A 17,454-nucleotide genomic window follows, 5' to 3' on the forward strand; every position below is an offset into this window, starting at 1 on the left:
AAAATTCACATTTCATTCGACAATATTCGCGCGAAACGGAGGAGTAAATTCTATATAGTTGAAAGTGTTCCTGATACATAATAGATGTGGTGTCAATGCTGGCACCTTTTTATAGAAATGAGGTGTAGGAATGAGGACTTTAAAGATAAAAGACTTAACCCTGGACGAGCTGGAGCTGCTTGAACAGGATCTTCACGAAAACGGGGAAAAAAGCGATTACGGCTATTACATGCAGCTGGTGATCGTCTATGAAACAATGTATAAAAAGCTTAAAAGTTTAGCGAGAAATAATGGACCACAATATGATCATTCCCTTCAGCATACTAAAAATGTTTTTGTATCCCATCTTATTAAATTCGGTCCCTACATAAAAATGAATCACTTCAAGGATGACGGTGATGCTGTAGAGTCACTGATCAAGGCCATCGGTTTAGAGCAAAAACTTCCCATTGCCTATTATCGTCTTGGCTTCCTGGCTTATAAACATGGCAAGTATGGCTCAGCCGTCCGCTATTTTCAGCAAGCCCTGAATAAGCAGCTGCTGAATGATCCAAGATATGCCCTTAGTCAGCAGCAGGAATTCCGTGCCCATATGTATCTGGCCAATAGTGCTTTATATATTGCCAGCCAAACCTATGATACTATGGAAAAACTCCCCTTTTCGCCTGAGGAGCAGCTGACGAATCCAGAGCTGTCGCCATTATTTGAAACATTGGCATCGAATGAAAAATACTTACAGAACCATGCTTTCTACAAAATCACTAAAAATAATACCGAAACCTGTTCAAAGGAAGCATGTGAAGACCTCTATGAAAACAGTGAACCCAATGAACTGGTCCTGTACTTTAATGACCGCGAAAATATTCTCATATTTAATGGGGAGGAAGTCATTATCACTCCAACCCAGGCCAATATGATCAGACACTTGCTGCTGTCCTCCAGCAAGGAAAATCCATGCACGAGAATCACCATGAGTGATTTCTTTGGAAGGACTGGCAGTGATGGAGAGGTTAAGAAGAACACGTTTATCAAATCTATTGAGAGACTGAGAGTAACTTTAGGGTCAATTGATATACCAGAGATAATTGATGTTACTAAGTATAGGGGAGAGACTGCTTATTATTTTAATGAGTCGGTTCCTTTTACTGTTTTGTTTAGGGTGGATGAGGCTTTTGGGGATGATTATGTAAGCGGATGAAGGGCTGTCAGTATCTTTTATAAAAATCATAGTATGCATATACTACTTGGATATATTAGTTTCATCAGAGTCTTTAAAACCGTTTATGACCTCCCAGCAAGCCAGCTGGCTTTGATACCCTGGCTGTCCCGCAACAATGATTTTTGGAAAGCAACATTCGTTCATTCTGTTACTGAAAAATATTAAAAGAAATAACCCCAGCCAGCATTCACTTTGCTGGCTGCGGTCTTTTTCATTCCTGAATATTAATTAACGGTTCTAAATCCATCTCGTATTTAACCTTGATCTGCAGATTTCTCCATTTTTCCCTCCATTCTTTTTTCTCTATCGGCCTTGAGAAAGGGGTTAATGTTCTGGCTCCAATGTCTATCGGGTCGGTTTGCCACTCCTGGTTTTTTTGCAGAAATGCTTTGGTTTGGGTTTCAAGATGGGATTTAATTTCGTTAGTGATCTCTGCTAAATCATCCAAATCATTAAGATTCTTTTCCCCCTGATACTCATCTATTCTGCCTTTCAGCTCTACTTTGAAATTCATTTCTGTTAGGTCCTGATTGAAGGTGACATCTACATTTGTGCGCACATGGCCTAATACGACAGATAATTTTGGTATGGGAAGGTATTTTAAATAATAATCATTCGCTATAAGCTGGTAGATTTCATCATCTGAATCAGTAACGACAGAGATTAGCTTGTCATTTTGAAAAATAGCTGTACCTTCATAATTGAAATTTCCATTCTCTGCCTTGAACACTGGCAGGATTGGATCAGAAAAGGGGGAATACAGCTTTTGCATGAATTGATGCAGATTTACAATCGACAGCTGGCCTTGCCGCTTTCTCTCGTAGTGTTTTAACATGCGATAAAGGAAGTAATCCAGGTTTTCCTGGCTTTCTATTTCTTCCTTAATATAATCTTTAACATCTCCCTGAACGATAACGAGATAGAGTCGCTGAGAAATGTCAGGATCCGTAAATATGGTATTAATAATTGGCCTCAATCCTTTTTTTGCAAGCTCTTCATTAATTAACAGAACCCGAAGCTGCCCAACCTTCAACTCTCTGTAATACCTTAGGTTAAAGCCTTTTCCGCTTTGCTTCAGCAGGTCTACCTGCATGGTCAGGACTCGTTTTTTTTCCTGAACTAAAGGAGGTACGACTGTGGTTGCCTCAAGCTTTCCCTCTTCGGCGGCATCCAGTGACCAAAAAATCACTGGAGCAATTTCTTCAATTTCGTTATTTTCCAGATAAGGAGAACATCCAGTGATCAAGATCACACAGTATACTATAGTCATCCATATAGGCTTTTTTAAATATTCCATATTCTATAAGCCCCTCTTTTTTCTGCTGAAAATAAGAAGGAATAAGGGAACCAGAAGGTACGTAAGGGAACTGCACCATATTTCAAGATTAAGCAATAAGCTTTGATGTTCTTCTCTCCAGATCCATTTGTTTGCGGCAATTAGCCATACTGAGGCGATGATGCAGATGATTTGAATTCCCCATTTGGAATGACTGGTTTGCAGCTTTTTCCCTAAAATGCGAATAGCGCCATAGAAACATAGCAAAAAGATTGAAACCCCAAACACTAAATTGAAGATATTGAAACATATCAAAATGATATCAACTCTTTCAAATATTGGAGATTGAAGATATCTAACCATCGTAACAATAGGAAATTTGCTTAAGCTTAAGAACTTGGATCCAAAAAAGAATAGAGAGGCTATAAATAAAACCAGGTATTCTAACACTGATAATGTATTGGCAAATGTAAAATATTTAAGAAAGCTGCCTCTTGGGTTAAGTAAATGAGCGATACAAACGATATATTCCGGACCGGACAAAGATGACCATATGAGCAGCAAGCCCTTCCAGGAAATATTTGACCAATCTTCAGGAATTAAAGGATATAGGTCGGGAAGTGAAGCAATGGGCGGCATGAAAAAAGTATAAAAAAGCAAGATCATCCATATGGAACAGAGAAAGGCGATTACGGAAAAACGGATGGCATTCCCCATTCCCAGTGATGATGTATAGCAGCAAACTGCCATGACAAATACAATCAGCCAATTTGGATTTATAGAGGGAAACACAAATTGATGAATAATTTCTACGTATCCTAATGTGACAACCGTTACTTTAATTCCAATCACAACAATGCCGACTGCTGAAAAAACACGCATCATCCATTGTCCGAATAGATGTACAAAACCTGGATATCCTTTTGAAGCATGCTCTGATGATAACCATTTTGATAACAGGATTAAATTTAATTGAGAGAATATGCCCACCAAAATAATACCCCAAATCATATATGGGTGGGTTAAAACAGTTGGCATTACATATAAAAAATAAAGCAGCTGAAGCCGATTCACGATAAAAAACACATAAATGCCACTAAAGGAAGACGTGTTATTTTCTATAGAAATAGAAGTCATTAGATCATCTCCTTTTGCTGTAACGCCATTTCTGGAAAGGGTGCAAATGGTCGGGCCTGGTTTTCATTTTTGTTAAAGGGCCACGAATAAATAGGTCAATCCAATCTTTCCAGTATAAAGGAGCCACAGGGGCAAAATAGGGCTGCCTAAGTGATGTAAGACTGTTCAAATGTGCCAAAATGATGATCATCCCCAGGGCTATTCCAAATACTCCGAGAAATGAAGAGAGGAGCAAAAATACAAATTGAATCATCGTGTTCGCTTTTGTTACGAGATAATTAGGGACTAGGAAGGAGGCAATTGCTGATACACCTACCAGCACAATCAATACCTTGCTGGCAAAGCCAGCCTCTACGGCCGCCTGTCCAATGACAATTCCTCCGATTACGCCAAGTGTCTGACTGGATTTAGTCGGCATCCGCAAGCTGGCTTCTTTGATAATTTCGAGAATAATCAGCATGAGCAATGCTTCCCAAAATGGAGTGAACGGCAATTTACTTCTGGATTCTATTAAAACAAATAGAATTTGCAGGGGCAGCATTTGATAATGATGGGTAGTCAGTGCTACATAGAGCGGGATAAGTGTTATCGATAAAATAAAGCTGATATAACGGATTAAGCGTAAGAAACTGGCGACAGGCCAGCGGTTAATATAGTCCTCCGGTGATTGGAACAGATGAAAGAATGTAACTGGGCCAATCAACACGAAAGGAGTATTATCGACAAGAATAATCAGCTTGCCAATTCCTAAAGAATAAGCACAGACATCCGGCCGGTCGGTCTGCTGGAACTGTGGAAATATACTGTTCTGATGATCCTCCATAAAAGCAGCAATCTGTGAAGAATCAAAAAAAAGATCGAAATCGATTTTATTAATTTTTTCCTTGGCAATCGATACAAACTCGGGATTTGTTACGCCCTCCATATACATGAGGACAACCGTCGTTTCACTTAACGAACCTACTTTTAACTTTTCTGACTTTAATTCAGTAACCGGAAGCCTTCTGCGAATAAGGGTAATATTCGTATCCAGCTGCTCGCTAAAGCTGTCTTTCGCCCCATATAATATTGTTTCCGTGTCAGAAGTTTCAATAGAGCGTCCCAGATTATTTGTAAGAAGGACACTCCACCATTGTTTCTTAAGCGAATCAAAAATAATAACGGACCCAGCCAATAATTGTTTTTCCGCTTCCCCCAAAGTGAAAATTTCTTCTGCCTTAGAAGTTGAAATACAATCTTGGATTGACTCATTTGTACAATGGAGCACTGGTTCGAAAAAAGCTTCATTCATTCTTTCCTGATTTATCAAAGTTCTTATGTAAATGAAGGTGAAACATTGACCTTCTGGTTTTTGCCTCTCAACAATTTCAGCGTCTTCCAGATTGGCTAAAATTTCCTTTAATTGTCCCAGTGAGAGGTTTTGCTGTCCTTTTTGAAGTGTCTGCTTTTTTTCCTTTTTCCAAAACATGAAAATCCCCCGCTAAGTAAATTAAAGTTTAAGGCTCTAGAAAAGTAAATGAATAGGTTGAGCTCTACCTAGTATGCTGACTAATAGCAAAAATATGCCAGAGCAGGTGATGAAATCAGTTTATGAGATGCAACAGAATTGAAATTGGATGGCTCTGCTGTCCGCTATTTCAGCAGGCCTATAATAAGCATCTTCTTGATGATCCAAGCTACCCACTTAATCAGCAGCTGAAGATGCCATTGATCCGAGGTGAGAGTACAGGAAATTAAAAAGGTTGTTGGGTTATAAGGAAATAGTTCAGCAAATATAATTAAAGCTTCTTTTATTTAATGACATAAGAAATGACGTGTGAATTGCACACGTCATTTTTTGTATTTACCTGCGTCTTAATTTTGCATTCTAAGTTAAAAATGAATTCAATTGTCCAATTTTGGAAATCTTAACCCATATTACACAAAACGTGGATACATAGCTCCTATCTTTAACCAATCATACTCTTTTGATTCGCGAAAATGGAAAGTATGATGATCCAATTAATCCTGATCCTGCGGATAAGATCCATAATACAGATCCATGTAATCTAATGAATAAAGCAATAAAAGGTATTAATATAGAGGAGAGACAATGTGTAATAGTGAATGACAGTCCGCTTTTAAAAGAGTGGTCACCGCCTTCAGATATATTCAGGAACATTCGTTTGCGGGGCAGTTTATTTATCAGGGACGATGATTCATCTATATGGCTGAAGAGTCTATTAAGTGGAAAAATTATTAAGATGAAAACGTATAATGAAGTTGAAACTGTTGGAAAAACAGTTTCTTTTTTTTGCTCACAACCTAAGCACGATTGAGGAGCCTAATCAGCGGTTTTTATAACCTATCGATTAGGCTCTTTTACATGAAGAATCAAAATGGCTGTCACATATCGGTGTTAAGATAATGTGTCCTTCTAAGTGCCTGTTTCAGCTTTGGAACGAGGAAAAAGGATAAAGCCGTTACGGCCAGGTCGAGAGGAAAATAGGCAAGCATCCAGCCCCAGGCCATACGATAGCTAAATCCTGCCGGTGCATCAGCCCAAAGAAGAAGAGCAAAATACATCCAGTTGGTTCCAATTATGTAGTTGCAAAAAAGGCTTAAAGTTCCTGCCATTAAATAATGCTTTTGTTTAACTAGTTGAGAATCCCCAACCCATTTTCCAGTAACATAAGCAACAGCCACAAAAGACAGCACAAAGCCGAAGGTCGGGCTTAATAACTGGGCAGGGCCTCCTTTAAACTGTGCAAAAACAGGTGCACCTATTAAACCAACAAAGACATAGACCAGCATAGCAATTAATCCTTTTCTGCTCCCTAACACTGCCCCGGCTAAAATAGCAAAGAGGAGCTGTAAAGTAATAGGAACACTCCCGATCATGAGAAATGGAGATAGATTTGCGCCAATGCCCATTAAAGTAGCAAAAAGGCCGCAAAGAACCAAATCTTGAGTTTTTAAATCTTTCATATGAACCTCCTTTTATGTCAACCATGAATATTTTAAGTTAACAATAAGTTGAATATAATATTCTCATATGTTAACTTAATTGTAAATATGGTTAACATATAAAAGGAGGAATAATTATTAGAAGTCTCTTTATTACAGGCACAGATACTGATGCCGGAAAAACGACAGCTGCCGCTCTTCTTTTAGCCTATTTAACAAAGAAAGGCATCCAGGCGGCTGCATATAAGCCTGTGCAAAGTGGAGCTGAAATCATTCATGACGAGCTTTCTGCACCAGATGTTGAGTTTTATAAACTGGCCAATCCGAAATTAGCAGCTTCCACTACATATCTATTAAAAAAACCATGTTCCCCGCATCTGGCCGCAAGGGAAGAGGAAATAGAAATAGAGGTTAATAAGATCATTGAGCATTACCAGCGGCTGTCAAGGGATAATGAATTTGTATTAATAGAAGGTGCTGGGGGAGTCATGGTTCCTTTAAGGGACGATGGATATAACATGCTTGATTTAATGAAAGAACTGTCCGCTCCAGTTGTGATTGTGGCAAGGACCGGGGTAGGCACAATCAACCACACCGTTCTGACAGCTGAAAGATTAAAGCAAGAAGGGATCAATGTGATCGGCATTATCATGAATCAGATGACCATAGAGGATACAAAGGTTGAGCAGGACAACATCCGAATGATTGAGCTTATGACCAAGCTGCCTGTTTTAGGGACGATCCCGTATATAGAAAATCCCATATCTGCCTTCGCTGATTCAGAAATGCTTGAACAACTATTTTCAAAGCTAATGGAGGGGGACAGCAATTGAGAGAGCAGGCAAATCTTTTAGAAAGCAGCATGAAGCATCTATGGCTTCCGTTTACACAAATGACAGACTATGAGAGGGATCCGCTGATCATTGAAAGCGGGGATGGGATCATTCTGAAGGACATAAATGGGAAGGAATATTTGGATGGCTACTCTTCACTTTGGCTAAATGTGCACGGTCACCGGAAAAAGGAATTAAATGAGGCGATAAAGGAGCAGCTGGATTTAATCGCTCATTCCACACTTTTAGGAGCTTCGAATGTGCCTGCCGTCCGGCTTGCTGAGAAGCTGATTGAGATCACACCGGAGAAATTGCAGCGGGTATTCTATTCAGATTCCGGGGCAACATCAGTAGAAATCGCCATCAAAATGGCCTATCAATATTGGCAAAATAAAGGACAACAAAAGAAAAAGAAATTCGTCACGCTTACGAACAATTATCATGGAGACACAATTGGAGCCATCAGTATCGGGAATGTTGATTTATTCCACCGCGTGTATGGATCCTTAATGTTTCCAACCTTGAAAGCGCCTTTCCCTCTCCAGTACCGCAGTCCTTATTCAAGTGAAGCAGAGGTTAAAGAAAGGGCATTAACAGACCTAAGAGCCATTTTCCAGGAACATCATGAAGAAATTGCAGCCATAACTCTCGAACCGCTTATCCAGGGAGCAGGCGGCATGAATGTCATGCCTAGTGGCTATCTTAAAGGGGTAAAAGAGCTATGCCGTGAATTTAATATCCTTTTAATTGTTGATGAGGTAGCGACAGGCTTTGGCCGGACAGGAAAGATGTTTGCAGTCGAGCATGAAGGCGTTCAGCCGGATATCATGACCGTTGCGAAAGGGATCACAGGCGGTTATCTCCCGCTGGCTGCCACACTCACGACAGAGGAAATTTATCAGGAGTTTTACGGGGAATATGAAGAAATGAAAACATTCTTCCATGGGCATTCCTACACAGGCAATCAGCTTGGATGTGCAGTAGCCTTGGCTAATCTGAAAATCTATGAAAAAGAAAACCTTGCAGAACAGGCAGCAAGAAAAGCAGAAGTCATTCAATCTGAATTAGTTGCCTTAAAAAGCCTCAAACATGCAGGAGACATCCGCCAATTAGGACTGATGTCCGGCATTGAGCTAGTTCAGGATAAAGAAACAGGGAAGCCTTTCCCATGGGAAAGCCGAATGGGGTATCATTCAACACTGGAAATGAGAAAAAGGGGCATGCTGACAAGACCGCTTGGGGATGTAATCGTCTTTATGCCGCCTCTGGCGAGTACTGATGATCAAATCAGGAAAATGATTCAAATCATGAGAGATTCGATTAAAGCCGTGACTGAAAAGAAAAAGTCGTTTGTTTGAGAGAAAACCATTCGAATAGAAGGTAATTGGAAACAGCCCCCTTTCATTTTTATAAAGGGGGCTGAAAGTATTGAGGATTATTTAGTAAACCCTCTAGTGCCAGATCCAGGCTGGAATGATTCTCAGGGTCCAGCCAGTTTTCTGGAATGATGAGATAAAAGCAGCTGCCACAGTGTAAATAACGGTAAATAATATGCGCTGCATCGATTTCATGTCTGCTAATGTCTCCGGCAGCATTTGCTTCATCTTTTTTAAAATAAGCTAAGATGTTCGTTTTTATTTTTCCCTCAATGTTGCCTGCTGCTGAGTAGTTGTGGCTGAACAGAATATCCGTCCTTTTAATAAGGAAAAGTTTAATCGTAGAATCTGTTAATCTTTCGATAGCGATGATATTATGATTTTCTTCGGTGAATTCGATCACCTTTTCTTTTTTAAACATGGAGCTTACTGCCTGTATATGATCCCGATAGGCGGAGGCCGCTTCAAAATCAAATGCTTCGGACGCATTCAACATCATTTGATTCATGTCCTCAAGAATACTCCTATCAGTGCCTTTCAGAAAACTGATAAACCTGTCCAGGATGTCATTATACTGCTGTTCCGCATGCCCCCCAAGACACCGGCCAAGGCAGGAACCTAAGGAATAATTCAGGCAGGCAGAGTTTGTTCCATTAGGATTGCTGCAATTCAGCTTAAAGCATTCCTTTAATCCCCGGATAGCTCTTTCCACATTGCTTCGGCTTGTAAAAGGGCCAAAATAAACCTTGCCGTTATTCTCAATGGGATTATAGGCAATATCAATCTTACGGTGCATGCCGGTAAGGCTGATCGAGATATAAATGAATGACTGCGGACTCTTCATCATTCGATTATATAGCGGCTTAATACTTTTAATTAATTGGCATTCAAGCATAAAAGCCTCGAATTCAGTATCTGTCAGGATATAGTCAAAATCCCTTAAGTGTTTGACCAGCTTTTTAATCTTGGGAGAATGATGTTTAGAGCTCCGGAAATAAGACTGAACCCGATTCTTTAGATTTTTCGCCTTCCCCACATACAGAGTTTGACCCTGGGAATCCTTCATCAGATAGACGCCTGGAGTTAAGGGCAGGTTTTTCAGCTTGTCAGGGAGATTAATAGCCGTTCATTCCTTTGCTAGAATATATATTTAGTATTTTATCATGGGATGGGATTTGGGAGCTATTTCTCTGATTTGGGTATTGGCATGGATATGTACTGCTTGTGAAGGCATGAATTTGAAAACTTAGTTAGTCAATTGCAACCGGCGGCCGTCAGGCAGGAGAATGGCATACCGGGAAAGCGGTGAACAATCACCTTGAAGCATGGATTGACTGGAATCTCGTGCTGAATGAAGAAGGCGGACCGAACCATGTGTGGAATTATTGTGATGCGCCAGTGATTGTGGATACGAAGAAGGATGAGGTTCACTATAACAGCTCCTACTATTATATTTGGCATTTCAGCAAGTTCATTAAGCCTGGAGCCAGGCGAATTGGCAGCCAGGCAACGAATAACCGCCTATTGGCCACCGCCTTTGGGAATATCAATGGTGAAACGGTGGCGGTTTTGATGAATGGGAATGACAGAGAAGAAGAAGTATCTATATCCCTTAGGGGTAAAAGTATGATGCTGGTTCTTCCGGAGCATTCTATTGCGACGGTTATTATTCATTGATTGAATGGAAGGGCATGACCCCTGCTATTTAAATAAGTTGCAGGTTGGATTTCTATTTTTTCGGGGACCCTTAAGACAATAAACGTTAAAAACATCCTTTTGCAGGGTGTTTTTAATTATGGGTTATTCCTAAGAGTAAGGGCCTGATCCCGGCTGTTTAAAAGCAGACAGGCCCCCCTTTTCTTTATAGTAAAAAAATAAATTCCTTTTTAGTAAATCTGGTAATTCACACTTTAAACAGCTAGTAAAGTAGGGGTGCTAGTGAATACAAGTTGAGTAAGCTAAAAAAGCAAAAGATAGTTTGGTAAAAAATGTGCCTTCAGCTAGGAAAATGACTTATACAAAACATAGATATTTATATAACAAAAATTAAAGTGTTATGTTTTCAGTTCACCTATACTTGTTTAATTATACAGGTATTTGGTTTTCCCCCATAATACTAGGTGGTCTCCCATATCTGCAAATTGAATAAACAATATTGTTATGGTGGTAAATGATGTCTTTTGTTGTATAAAAAGGATAGATGTATACAGGTGATCATCCTGTTCATTTATCCTTTTTCTTTTACACCTATAAAATGAGTGATTTTCTAATCAAGTATTTAGTTCTAAGGTATCCTAGAGATTTAATATAAGCAGATGATTTAGCTACCTATTTTGTAGGCCATTGAACGACCATTTGCCAACAAAATTCTATAAAGTATAATATGAGGATAGAAAAATACAGCAAAAGGAAGAACTCTTGATTATTTTTAAACAAAAGTCACCTGTCTCTTTTATAGTTGAAAAAGATTAAGTTAAATAGTAAGTCGAACTTCTTAACAGGAGGGAAAGATGAAAATTTATGTGGATGCAGATGCTTGTCCGGTGAAAGATATTATTATTGCAGAAGCAAGGGATTTTGAAATTCCGGTTATCCTTGTTACAAGCTTTTCTCATTTTTCTAATACAGAACAGCCATCAGGAGTGAAAACGATTTATGTTGATTCTGGAGCAGATGCTGCAGATTATCGGATTGTGAAGTTAGTGGAAAAAGGAGATATTATCGTGACGCAAGATTATGGTCTTGCGTCACTAGGTTTAGCAAAAGGAATTATCGTCCTCCACCATAAAGGATTTAGATATACAAATGAAAATATTGACCAATTATTACAAACACGTTATTTAAGTGCAATGGCTAGAAAAAGCGGACAGCGAACGAAGGGACCAAAGCCTTTTACAGCAGAAGACCGGGAGCAATTTAGGGATCTTTTTAAACAGGTTATTTCACGTAAAATTTAAGCTAAACTTAGAGATTCAGAAAGGAGCTAAATATTTTGAAGTATTTAAAATCGCAAATGCAACAACTAATTAAGGAAAATAAAGAACTCCATACACGCTTTAAAGAACTGAAGGCTGAGCATGGTCTTGAGAAAAACAATGCCCTCAAGGCCTTGTACCATTCAGAAGTTGCGGATGGAGGAAAGTATCAGGTAGCTTACCAAGCACTTGATCAGCCCAAAAAGTAGACTCTTATATCTAATTATACTTACTAAAAATTCTGTTATAAATGCTGGATGGTTATAAGTGGATTAAGTTAGTGACCAAATTATGAAGTGGGTTGCTACGCAATACAACGATACTGCGTATTCGAACGACATATAATTGTTCTCTTTGTAGAAGAATGTACTTATTAACGAGGGCTTGAGTTTAATAAATAGTAATCTTGAATCACAGAGGGACGGTATTATTCAAAGTACATAGCGGCGATGGAAGAGGAAGGGGTGCCCATCTGGGGAATCACCATTCAGAACGAACCTGAAGCAAAGCAGGTATGGGACTCCTGCCTGTACACAGGTGAAGAAGAACGGGATTTTATCAAAAATCATCTTGGTCCATCCCTTGAGAAACATGGCCATGGTGATGTGAAGATTATCATCTGGGATCATAACCGGGATGTCATTTTCGACAGAGCCCAAGCCGTCCTGTCCGATCCAGAAGCTGCTAAATATGTGTGGGGAACGGGAGTCCATTGGTATGTGTCTGAGGAATTTGAGAATCTTTCCAGGGTTCACGATGCATTCCCTGACAAGCACTTAATTGTCACAGAATGGTGCATAGAAGGCGGTCCTCAGCCAGGCGAATGGAATACCGGAAAGCGGTATGGCCGAAACATCATTGGCGACTTGAACAATCATCTTGAAGCATGGATTGACTGGAATCTCGTGCTGAATGAAGAAGGCGGACCGAATCATGTGAGGAACTATTGCGATGAGCCAGTGATTATGAATACGAAGAAGGATGAGGTTCATTATAACAGCTCCTACTATTATATTGGGCATTTCTGCAAGTTCATTAAGCCAGGAGCCAGGCGAATTAGCAGCCAGGCATCGAATAATCGCCTATTGGCCACTGCCTTTGAGAATATCAATGGTGAAACGGTGGAGGTTTTGATTAATGAGAATGATAGGAAAGAAGAAGTATCTCTATACCTTTTGGGAAAAAGTATGATGCTGGTTCTTCCGGAGCATGCTATAGTGACGGTAATTATTCATTGATAAGAGGACAGCCCTTATTGGGGCTGTTTTTTATATAGAAATGTGTCTTTGGTTCTGAAATACCAGAATATATTGGTATGGACAAAATTTTATGTTACTGCTGTAGTTGAAGAATACAATGAAACTTCTGGAATTTCATACTTAAGCCAATTTCTACTGAAATAAGATAAAGCTTATGGGACCGCTAGTAGTAACTAACGGTTATTTTGAATTGTAGAATGATATAATTTAAGTAAAGAATATAATTTTTGGAGGTAAACTATGAATGATATTGATAATTCTCAAAAAGTAAAATATAAAGTTTGGGTCACTGAAAATCTGGGTGAAAAAACTGGAATTTGGTATTCACCCTATCTTGAACAACTTGGTTATCTTCTAGATAAGTTCGAGCTTGGTACTGGATATAACCAAAATTTCTTTGATTACCAGTTGTATTCAGAATTTAAAAATGTCTATCAACAGATGACAAAACAAAGTGATGAAGATATAGAAAAATTAGTGACTGGTAAGGGAATACCTCGATATCCAGAAGAATTTGGAACTAGAAGAATACAATTCAGACAGAAATATGCCGAGGATGAATTTAATCGTGGCGTAAGAAGTAAGCCTGACAATTTAGGTGGGATACCCGACTGGGGTGTTTTACTTAGATCCTACCTAATATTTTTATACTATAATGAAAATCCTGCTTTAATTTATCCTAAAAAGGAAAAGAAAATTGCGAATCAAGAAGGTGAAATTGATAATAGCGTCAACTATTGGGTTATTTCGCCAGGAGAACATTCAAGATTATGGGATAATTTTCATTCTGAAAGTGTGATTGGGCTTGGTTGGGATTATCTAGGTGATTTAAATAACTACGATTCTAAGGAAGCAGTTGAACGAGAAATATCAGAGCAAAGAGCTGATGGAAAGCGTCCCATCAATGATACAAAAGCTGTGTGGGATTTTTATAGTGAAATTCAGATAGGCGACGTTATTTATGCTAAAGAAGGAATTAAGAAAATCATCGCTCGTGGAGTCGTTACTGGAGATTATTACTTCGATAGTGGAAAAACTGAGTACAAACATAGAAGAAAAGTGGAGTGGCTGCAAGTTGGTAAGTGGGAACTGCGTCAAACTTTTGCGCAAAAGACTATGACATATCTGAATCCTTACCCAGATCTGATTCAAGAAATTGAGCAGGTGATAAATGACAACATAATTGATCTAACAATTGCGGAAGTAAATGAATTTCGTACTTGGTTATCAAATCAAGTCACAGACAATGGAACCAGTTTGAACGATAAAACGGTAACTCAAAAGGTGAACGCATTAAAGGATATAGAGAGCTACTTTGGTACTTCAATATTTGGAGAAACAGATACTGAGCAATTGAAGCAATTGAAAGATGTGGTTGTATCAGATGAATCCTACAGAAAATATAAAGGAGTATCTGGGAGTTCTATTGAATATTACATTCGTTTTATTGAATCCAAACCTACTGTTCAAGAAAATGAACCTTATTCTACTGATGACTTTCTTTCCGATGTTTTTATCGAAAAAAAGGAGCTGATCCGACTAATTTCTGTACTTGAAAATAAGAAGAATCTAATCATGAAAGGTGCCCCAGGCGTAGGAAAAACGTATATTGCAAAACGTCTGGCTTATGTGATGATGGAAGAAAAGGATGAGACTCGTATCCAAATGGTTCAGTTCCACCAAAGTTACAGTTATGAAGATTTTATTGAAGGTTACCGTCCGAAAGCTGAAGGTGATGGATTTGAACTTAAACAAGGTCCATTTGTGAAGTTTGCAAGAAAAGCAGCACGTGATCCTGAGCGTGATTATTTCTTCATTATTGATGAAATTAATCGAGGAAATATGAGTAAAGTATTTGGAGAATTGATGATGCTTATTGAAACAGATAAGCGAGGGGAACAAATCAATCTCCTATACTCTAACGATAAATTTTCAGTTCCATCCAACTTATATATTATAGGTATGATGAATACAGCCGATAGAAGTTTAGCGCTGTTAGACTATGCTCTTAGAAGAAGGTTCTCATTCGTCGAAATTAAACCGGCATTTGAAAATGATACCTTTAAGTCGTATGTTGATAAATTGAATAATCCAGAAGTTTTGATTCGTGTAATCGATGAGATCAAGAGTTTAAATAACCAAATTGTTGAAGAACTTGGTACGGGCTTTCAAATTGGTCATAGTTATTTTGTAGGGAGTGCTTATAAAGTTGATTCTGTAAGTCGGGTAGAAGAAGTTGTTGAATATGAAATTATTCCTCAACTATTCGAGTATTGGTTTGATGATGAACAGAAGGCTAAGATTTGGGCAGAACGACTAAGGGGTTGTTGCGATGGAGAGAAATAGCAATATTCCAATTCGTAATATCTATTATATGCTTTCATATGCATATCAAACCTTGAATCTTTCAGAATATAAACATATTGGAACGGAAAAGTTTGAAAACGTCAAAGACCTTTATGCAGAAATTTTATCTATTGGAATACCTGTATTAATTCGTGGGGGATTAATTAAGGATTACGTATGTATTGAGGAGAGTTCAACTGTTATAAAAGGGAAAATTGATATAAATTCTTCAATAAAGAAAAATGCGTTGGTAGATAAGAAGCTCGTGATCATATACGATGAGTTTTCTGAAGATATATTGTTGAATCAAATTATTAAAGCTACTCTTGTTTTCTTATCTCATTCAGCAAAAATAAAACAAAAAACTCGTAGATTATTTTATGGTTTTCTCCCTTATTTTGCTGAGGTATCAGACATAGAGATGAACCTGCAGCTTTGGAAAAAAGTCCAGTATAATCGGCAAAATATTCGCTATCAATTTATCATTGATGTATGCAGATATCTTTTTGAAGAGCTACTACTTGATGAAAATTCTAAATATCAATTTATAAAGCAAGTACAGGATGAACAAAGGCTTTCGGCTTTATACGAAAAATTCATCTATTCATTTTTCAAACGTGAAACGGATTATTTTGTATCACGTCCTCAAATTCAGTGGAACGTTGATGATGGATTTATAGAAGCATTGCCAATCATGCAAACTGATATAGTGCTTCAAAAAGGTAATAAAACACTGATTGTGGACACGAAGTTCTATTCAGAGAATATGGTCGCAAGATTTGAGGGAGGGGCGTCAAAACAAAAATCAGGTAATCTCTATCAAATTTTTACTTATATTAATAATTGGAAGAATAAATCTACTGAAATAGTAGGTGGTATGTTACTTTATGCTACAACAACAGCATTAAACCAACCTAACCATACGTACAACATTAAGGGAAATAAAATTTCTGTATTATCTCTCGATTTGAATCAAGACTTTCATGGTATTAAAGCAGATTTATTTGCATACGCTATCCAATTCTTCAAATAATTCTATAAAGAGTTAGGTATATTATATGCATTCAGCATAAGTTGAAATACAATGCTATTTGTTAATGAGTACTGTTAACCTGCATGCTAAGTAGTGTGAGTTTTTTTTTCTTGCACCTTTTAAATTGGCCACTGCATCACTGCGGATAAGTGATGCTGACGTCGGTGTTTGCGCACATAATTTCAATTATGCTTACAAATTCTCAAAAGCTTCAATCTTCTGTTTCTCATTTTCCTCCCGCAGTTCCCTATTCATGTGAGAATTGTGCTTATAAGCGGGAACGATATTGCTAACTCACAAACGTGCATTTGAGTAATTAATGTCAAATCACCTATATATTAGAACACTTACAAGAGTGAGATTTAAGCCATTCTTAGTGATCTCTCAACGCAGAATTTACATTAAAAAAGTTTATTGGGGCAGGTTAATTTTAAATTTAGCAATATGGAAGAAGAGGAATAATAGAATGGTTATTATCCGGAAATGGTAGTCTGGTAAAAATTTTACTAATTCCACCCATTACTAGATAATTATATTTAAGAAAAAATAAAAGTTCTGTTGGAGGTATTTAAATGAGCCAGAACATAGAAGGTTCCCAAGAAAAGGAATTATCCTTGATAGAAGAAGCATTCGAATTATTGCAAAATGCAGATATTGAAATATCACTGGATGATGTGAAAAACCTTTTGCAATTTTCCCCTCATGTCAAGGAGTTATTTGTAAAGGCAACAGGATTATCGCATAATTCTGGACAAAATGTATTTGACGTTATAAAAAAAGTTATATTCATTTATGAAGAAGAGTTAAAGAGAGATGACCTTACGCTTGAACAAAGGACAGCCATTTATGACCGTATGGATAAACATGCTATGAATGCAATGCAACAGGACGATAGTAATAAAAAGTTTATTGGAGGAGCAATTGGTGCTGTAATTGTAGCTTTAGTGGGTGGTGCAGTAAAATTTGGACCTAATATAGTTAAAGCTATGGTCAAAAAGTAATAAACACATGGGATAATATATTGGCTATTAAATTCTAACTGTTATCAAGTTGA

General features: G+C 38.0%; 16 protein-coding genes. 11 read left to right on the forward strand and 5 right to left on the reverse strand.

Annotation, left to right across the window (positions count from 1 at the left end; translation table 11 throughout):
- Window positions 1–130 precede the first annotated feature (130 nt).
- Complete coding sequence (locus tag JI665_RS23615) at window positions 131–1,198, forward strand: tetratricopeptide repeat protein (RefSeq protein ID WP_206844851.1); 1,068 nt, start codon at window positions 131–133, stop codon at window positions 1,196–1,198.
- Window positions 1,199–1,430: 232 nt separating this feature from the next.
- Here JI665_RS23615 and JI665_RS23620 read toward each other — a convergent pair whose 3' ends face one another.
- Genes JI665_RS23620 through JI665_RS23630 form a run of 3 tightly spaced genes read right to left on the reverse strand, consistent with a single transcriptional unit; the run spans window position 1,431 to window position 5,100 of the window.
- Window positions 1,431–2,516 carry a Ger(x)C family spore germination protein gene (locus JI665_RS23620; RefSeq protein WP_206844855.1) on the reverse strand — a complete coding sequence of 362 codons (1,086 nt, stop codon included), beginning with the start codon at window positions 2,514–2,516 and terminating at the stop codon, window positions 1,431–1,433.
- Between the two features lie 3 nt (window positions 2,517–2,519).
- Window positions 2,520–3,632 (reverse strand): GerAB/ArcD/ProY family transporter, encoded by a 1,113-nt coding sequence (locus tag JI665_RS23625; protein WP_206844857.1) that lies wholly within the window; start codon window positions 3,630–3,632, stop codon window positions 2,520–2,522.
- A gap of 4 nt (window positions 3,633–3,636) precedes the next feature.
- Window positions 3,637–5,100 (reverse strand): spore germination protein, encoded by a 1,464-nt coding sequence (locus JI665_RS23630; RefSeq protein WP_206844858.1) that lies wholly within the window; start codon window positions 5,098–5,100, stop codon window positions 3,637–3,639.
- 122 nt (window positions 5,101–5,222) lie between these two features.
- Here JI665_RS23630 and JI665_RS23635 point away from each other — a divergent pair, with 122 nt between their 5' ends.
- Window positions 5,223–5,369, forward strand: a complete 147-nt coding sequence (locus JI665_RS23635) for a hypothetical protein (RefSeq protein ID WP_206844859.1) — start codon at window positions 5,223–5,225, stop codon at window positions 5,367–5,369.
- A gap of 648 nt (window positions 5,370–6,017) precedes the next feature.
- Here the strand turns inward: JI665_RS23635 and JI665_RS23640 are convergent.
- Window positions 6,018–6,599 carry a biotin transporter BioY gene (locus JI665_RS23640; RefSeq protein WP_206844860.1) on the reverse strand — a complete coding sequence of 194 codons (582 nt, stop codon included), beginning with the start codon at window positions 6,597–6,599 and terminating at the stop codon, window positions 6,018–6,020.
- 131 nt (window positions 6,600–6,730) lie between these two features.
- Here JI665_RS23640 and bioD point away from each other — a divergent pair, with 131 nt between their 5' ends.
- Both bioD and bioA read left to right on the forward strand, forming a co-directional pair.
- On the forward strand, window positions 6,731–7,411 hold the full coding sequence (bioD, locus tag JI665_RS23645) for a dethiobiotin synthase (RefSeq protein ID WP_312886293.1): 681 nt from the start codon (window positions 6,731–6,733) through the stop codon (window positions 7,409–7,411).
- Window positions 7,412–7,440: 29 nt separating this feature from the next.
- The gene (gene bioA, locus JI665_RS23650) at window positions 7,441–8,769 is read left to right on the forward strand and encodes an adenosylmethionine--8-amino-7-oxononanoate transaminase (RefSeq protein ID WP_244671308.1); all 1,329 of its coding nucleotides are present in this window, start codon (window positions 7,441–7,443) and stop codon (window positions 8,767–8,769) included.
- A gap of 49 nt (window positions 8,770–8,818) precedes the next feature.
- Here bioA and JI665_RS23655 read toward each other — a convergent pair whose 3' ends face one another.
- Window positions 8,819–9,853: a GIY-YIG nuclease family protein gene (locus tag JI665_RS23655; protein ID WP_211202688.1), complete on the reverse strand. Its 1,035-nt coding sequence runs from the start codon at window positions 9,851–9,853 to the stop codon at window positions 8,819–8,821.
- Window positions 9,854–10,092: 239 nt separating this feature from the next.
- On the opposite strand from JI665_RS23655, the gene JI665_RS23660 reads away from it, so the two are divergent.
- From JI665_RS23660 to JI665_RS23690, 7 genes are all read left to right on the forward strand, one after another.
- On the forward strand, window positions 10,093–10,464 hold the full coding sequence (locus tag JI665_RS23660) for a glycoside hydrolase family 30 beta sandwich domain-containing protein (RefSeq protein WP_206844862.1): 372 nt from the start codon (window positions 10,093–10,095) through the stop codon (window positions 10,462–10,464).
- A gap of 833 nt (window positions 10,465–11,297) precedes the next feature.
- Window positions 11,298–11,744, forward strand: coding sequence for a YaiI/YqxD family protein (locus JI665_RS23665; protein WP_206844863.1), 447 nt, complete (start codon window positions 11,298–11,300; stop codon window positions 11,742–11,744).
- Window positions 11,745–11,779: 35 nt separating this feature from the next.
- On the forward strand, window positions 11,780–11,971 hold the full coding sequence (locus JI665_RS23670; protein WP_048008527.1) for a hypothetical protein: 192 nt from the start codon (window positions 11,780–11,782) through the stop codon (window positions 11,969–11,971).
- A 201-nt stretch (window positions 11,972–12,172) separates the two neighbouring features.
- Window positions 12,173–13,000 (forward strand): glycoside hydrolase family 30 protein, encoded by an 828-nt coding sequence (locus tag JI665_RS23675; RefSeq protein WP_312886294.1) that lies wholly within the window; start codon window positions 12,173–12,175, stop codon window positions 12,998–13,000.
- Between the two features lie 261 nt (window positions 13,001–13,261).
- Complete coding sequence (locus JI665_RS23680; protein WP_206844868.1) at window positions 13,262–15,367, forward strand: AAA family ATPase; 2,106 nt, start codon at window positions 13,262–13,264, stop codon at window positions 15,365–15,367.
- A complete protein-coding gene (locus JI665_RS23685; protein WP_206844869.1) occupies window positions 15,354–16,400 on the forward strand; it encodes a 5-methylcytosine restriction system specificity protein McrC in 1,047 nt (348 codons plus the stop codon). The genes JI665_RS23680 and JI665_RS23685 overlap by 14 nt, the downstream gene beginning before the upstream one ends.
- Window positions 16,401–16,972: 572 nt before the next feature.
- Complete coding sequence (locus JI665_RS23690) at window positions 16,973–17,401, forward strand: hypothetical protein (RefSeq protein WP_206844871.1); 429 nt, start codon at window positions 16,973–16,975, stop codon at window positions 17,399–17,401.
- Window positions 17,402–17,454 lie beyond the last annotated feature (53 nt).

The organism is Bacillus sp. NTK034, assembly GCF_017303275.1.
Taxonomy (GTDB): Bacteria; Bacillota; Bacilli; order Bacillales; family Cytobacillaceae; genus Cytobacillus.

What these genes read in the sequence shown, in the direction of transcription:
- JI665_RS23685 (WP_206844869.1), top strand. Translation starts at nt 15,354, where the DNA reads ATGGAGAGAAATAGCAATATTCCAATTCGTAATATCTATTATATGCTT.
- JI665_RS23630 (WP_206844858.1), bottom strand. Translation starts at nt 5,100, where the DNA reads ATGTTTTGGAAAAAGGAAAAAAAGCAGACACTTCAAAAAGGACAGCAA.
- JI665_RS23655 (WP_211202688.1), bottom strand. Translation starts at nt 9,853, where the DNA reads ATGAAGGATTCCCAGGGTCAAACTCTGTATGTGGGGAAGGCGAAAAAT.
- JI665_RS23620 (WP_206844855.1), bottom strand. Translation starts at nt 2,516, where the DNA reads ATGGAATATTTAAAAAAGCCTATATGGATGACTATAGTATACTGTGTG.
- bioA (WP_244671308.1), top strand. Translation starts at nt 7,441, where the DNA reads ATGAAGCATCTATGGCTTCCGTTTACACAAATGACAGACTATGAGAGG.
- JI665_RS23680 (WP_206844868.1), top strand. Translation starts at nt 13,262, where the DNA reads ATGAATGATATTGATAATTCTCAAAAAGTAAAATATAAAGTTTGGGTC.
- JI665_RS23625 (WP_206844857.1), bottom strand. Translation starts at nt 3,632, where the DNA reads ATGACTTCTATTTCTATAGAAAATAACACGTCTTCCTTTAGTGGCATT.
- JI665_RS23615 (WP_206844851.1), top strand. Translation starts at nt 131, where the DNA reads ATGAGGACTTTAAAGATAAAAGACTTAACCCTGGACGAGCTGGAGCTG.
- JI665_RS23635 (WP_206844859.1), top strand. Translation starts at nt 5,223, where the DNA reads ATGAGATGCAACAGAATTGAAATTGGATGGCTCTGCTGTCCGCTATTT.
- JI665_RS23690 (WP_206844871.1), top strand. Translation starts at nt 16,973, where the DNA reads ATGAGCCAGAACATAGAAGGTTCCCAAGAAAAGGAATTATCCTTGATA.
- JI665_RS23665 (WP_206844863.1), top strand. Translation starts at nt 11,298, where the DNA reads ATGAAAATTTATGTGGATGCAGATGCTTGTCCGGTGAAAGATATTATT.
- JI665_RS23640 (WP_206844860.1), bottom strand. Translation starts at nt 6,599, where the DNA reads ATGAAAGATTTAAAAACTCAAGATTTGGTTCTTTGCGGCCTTTTTGCT.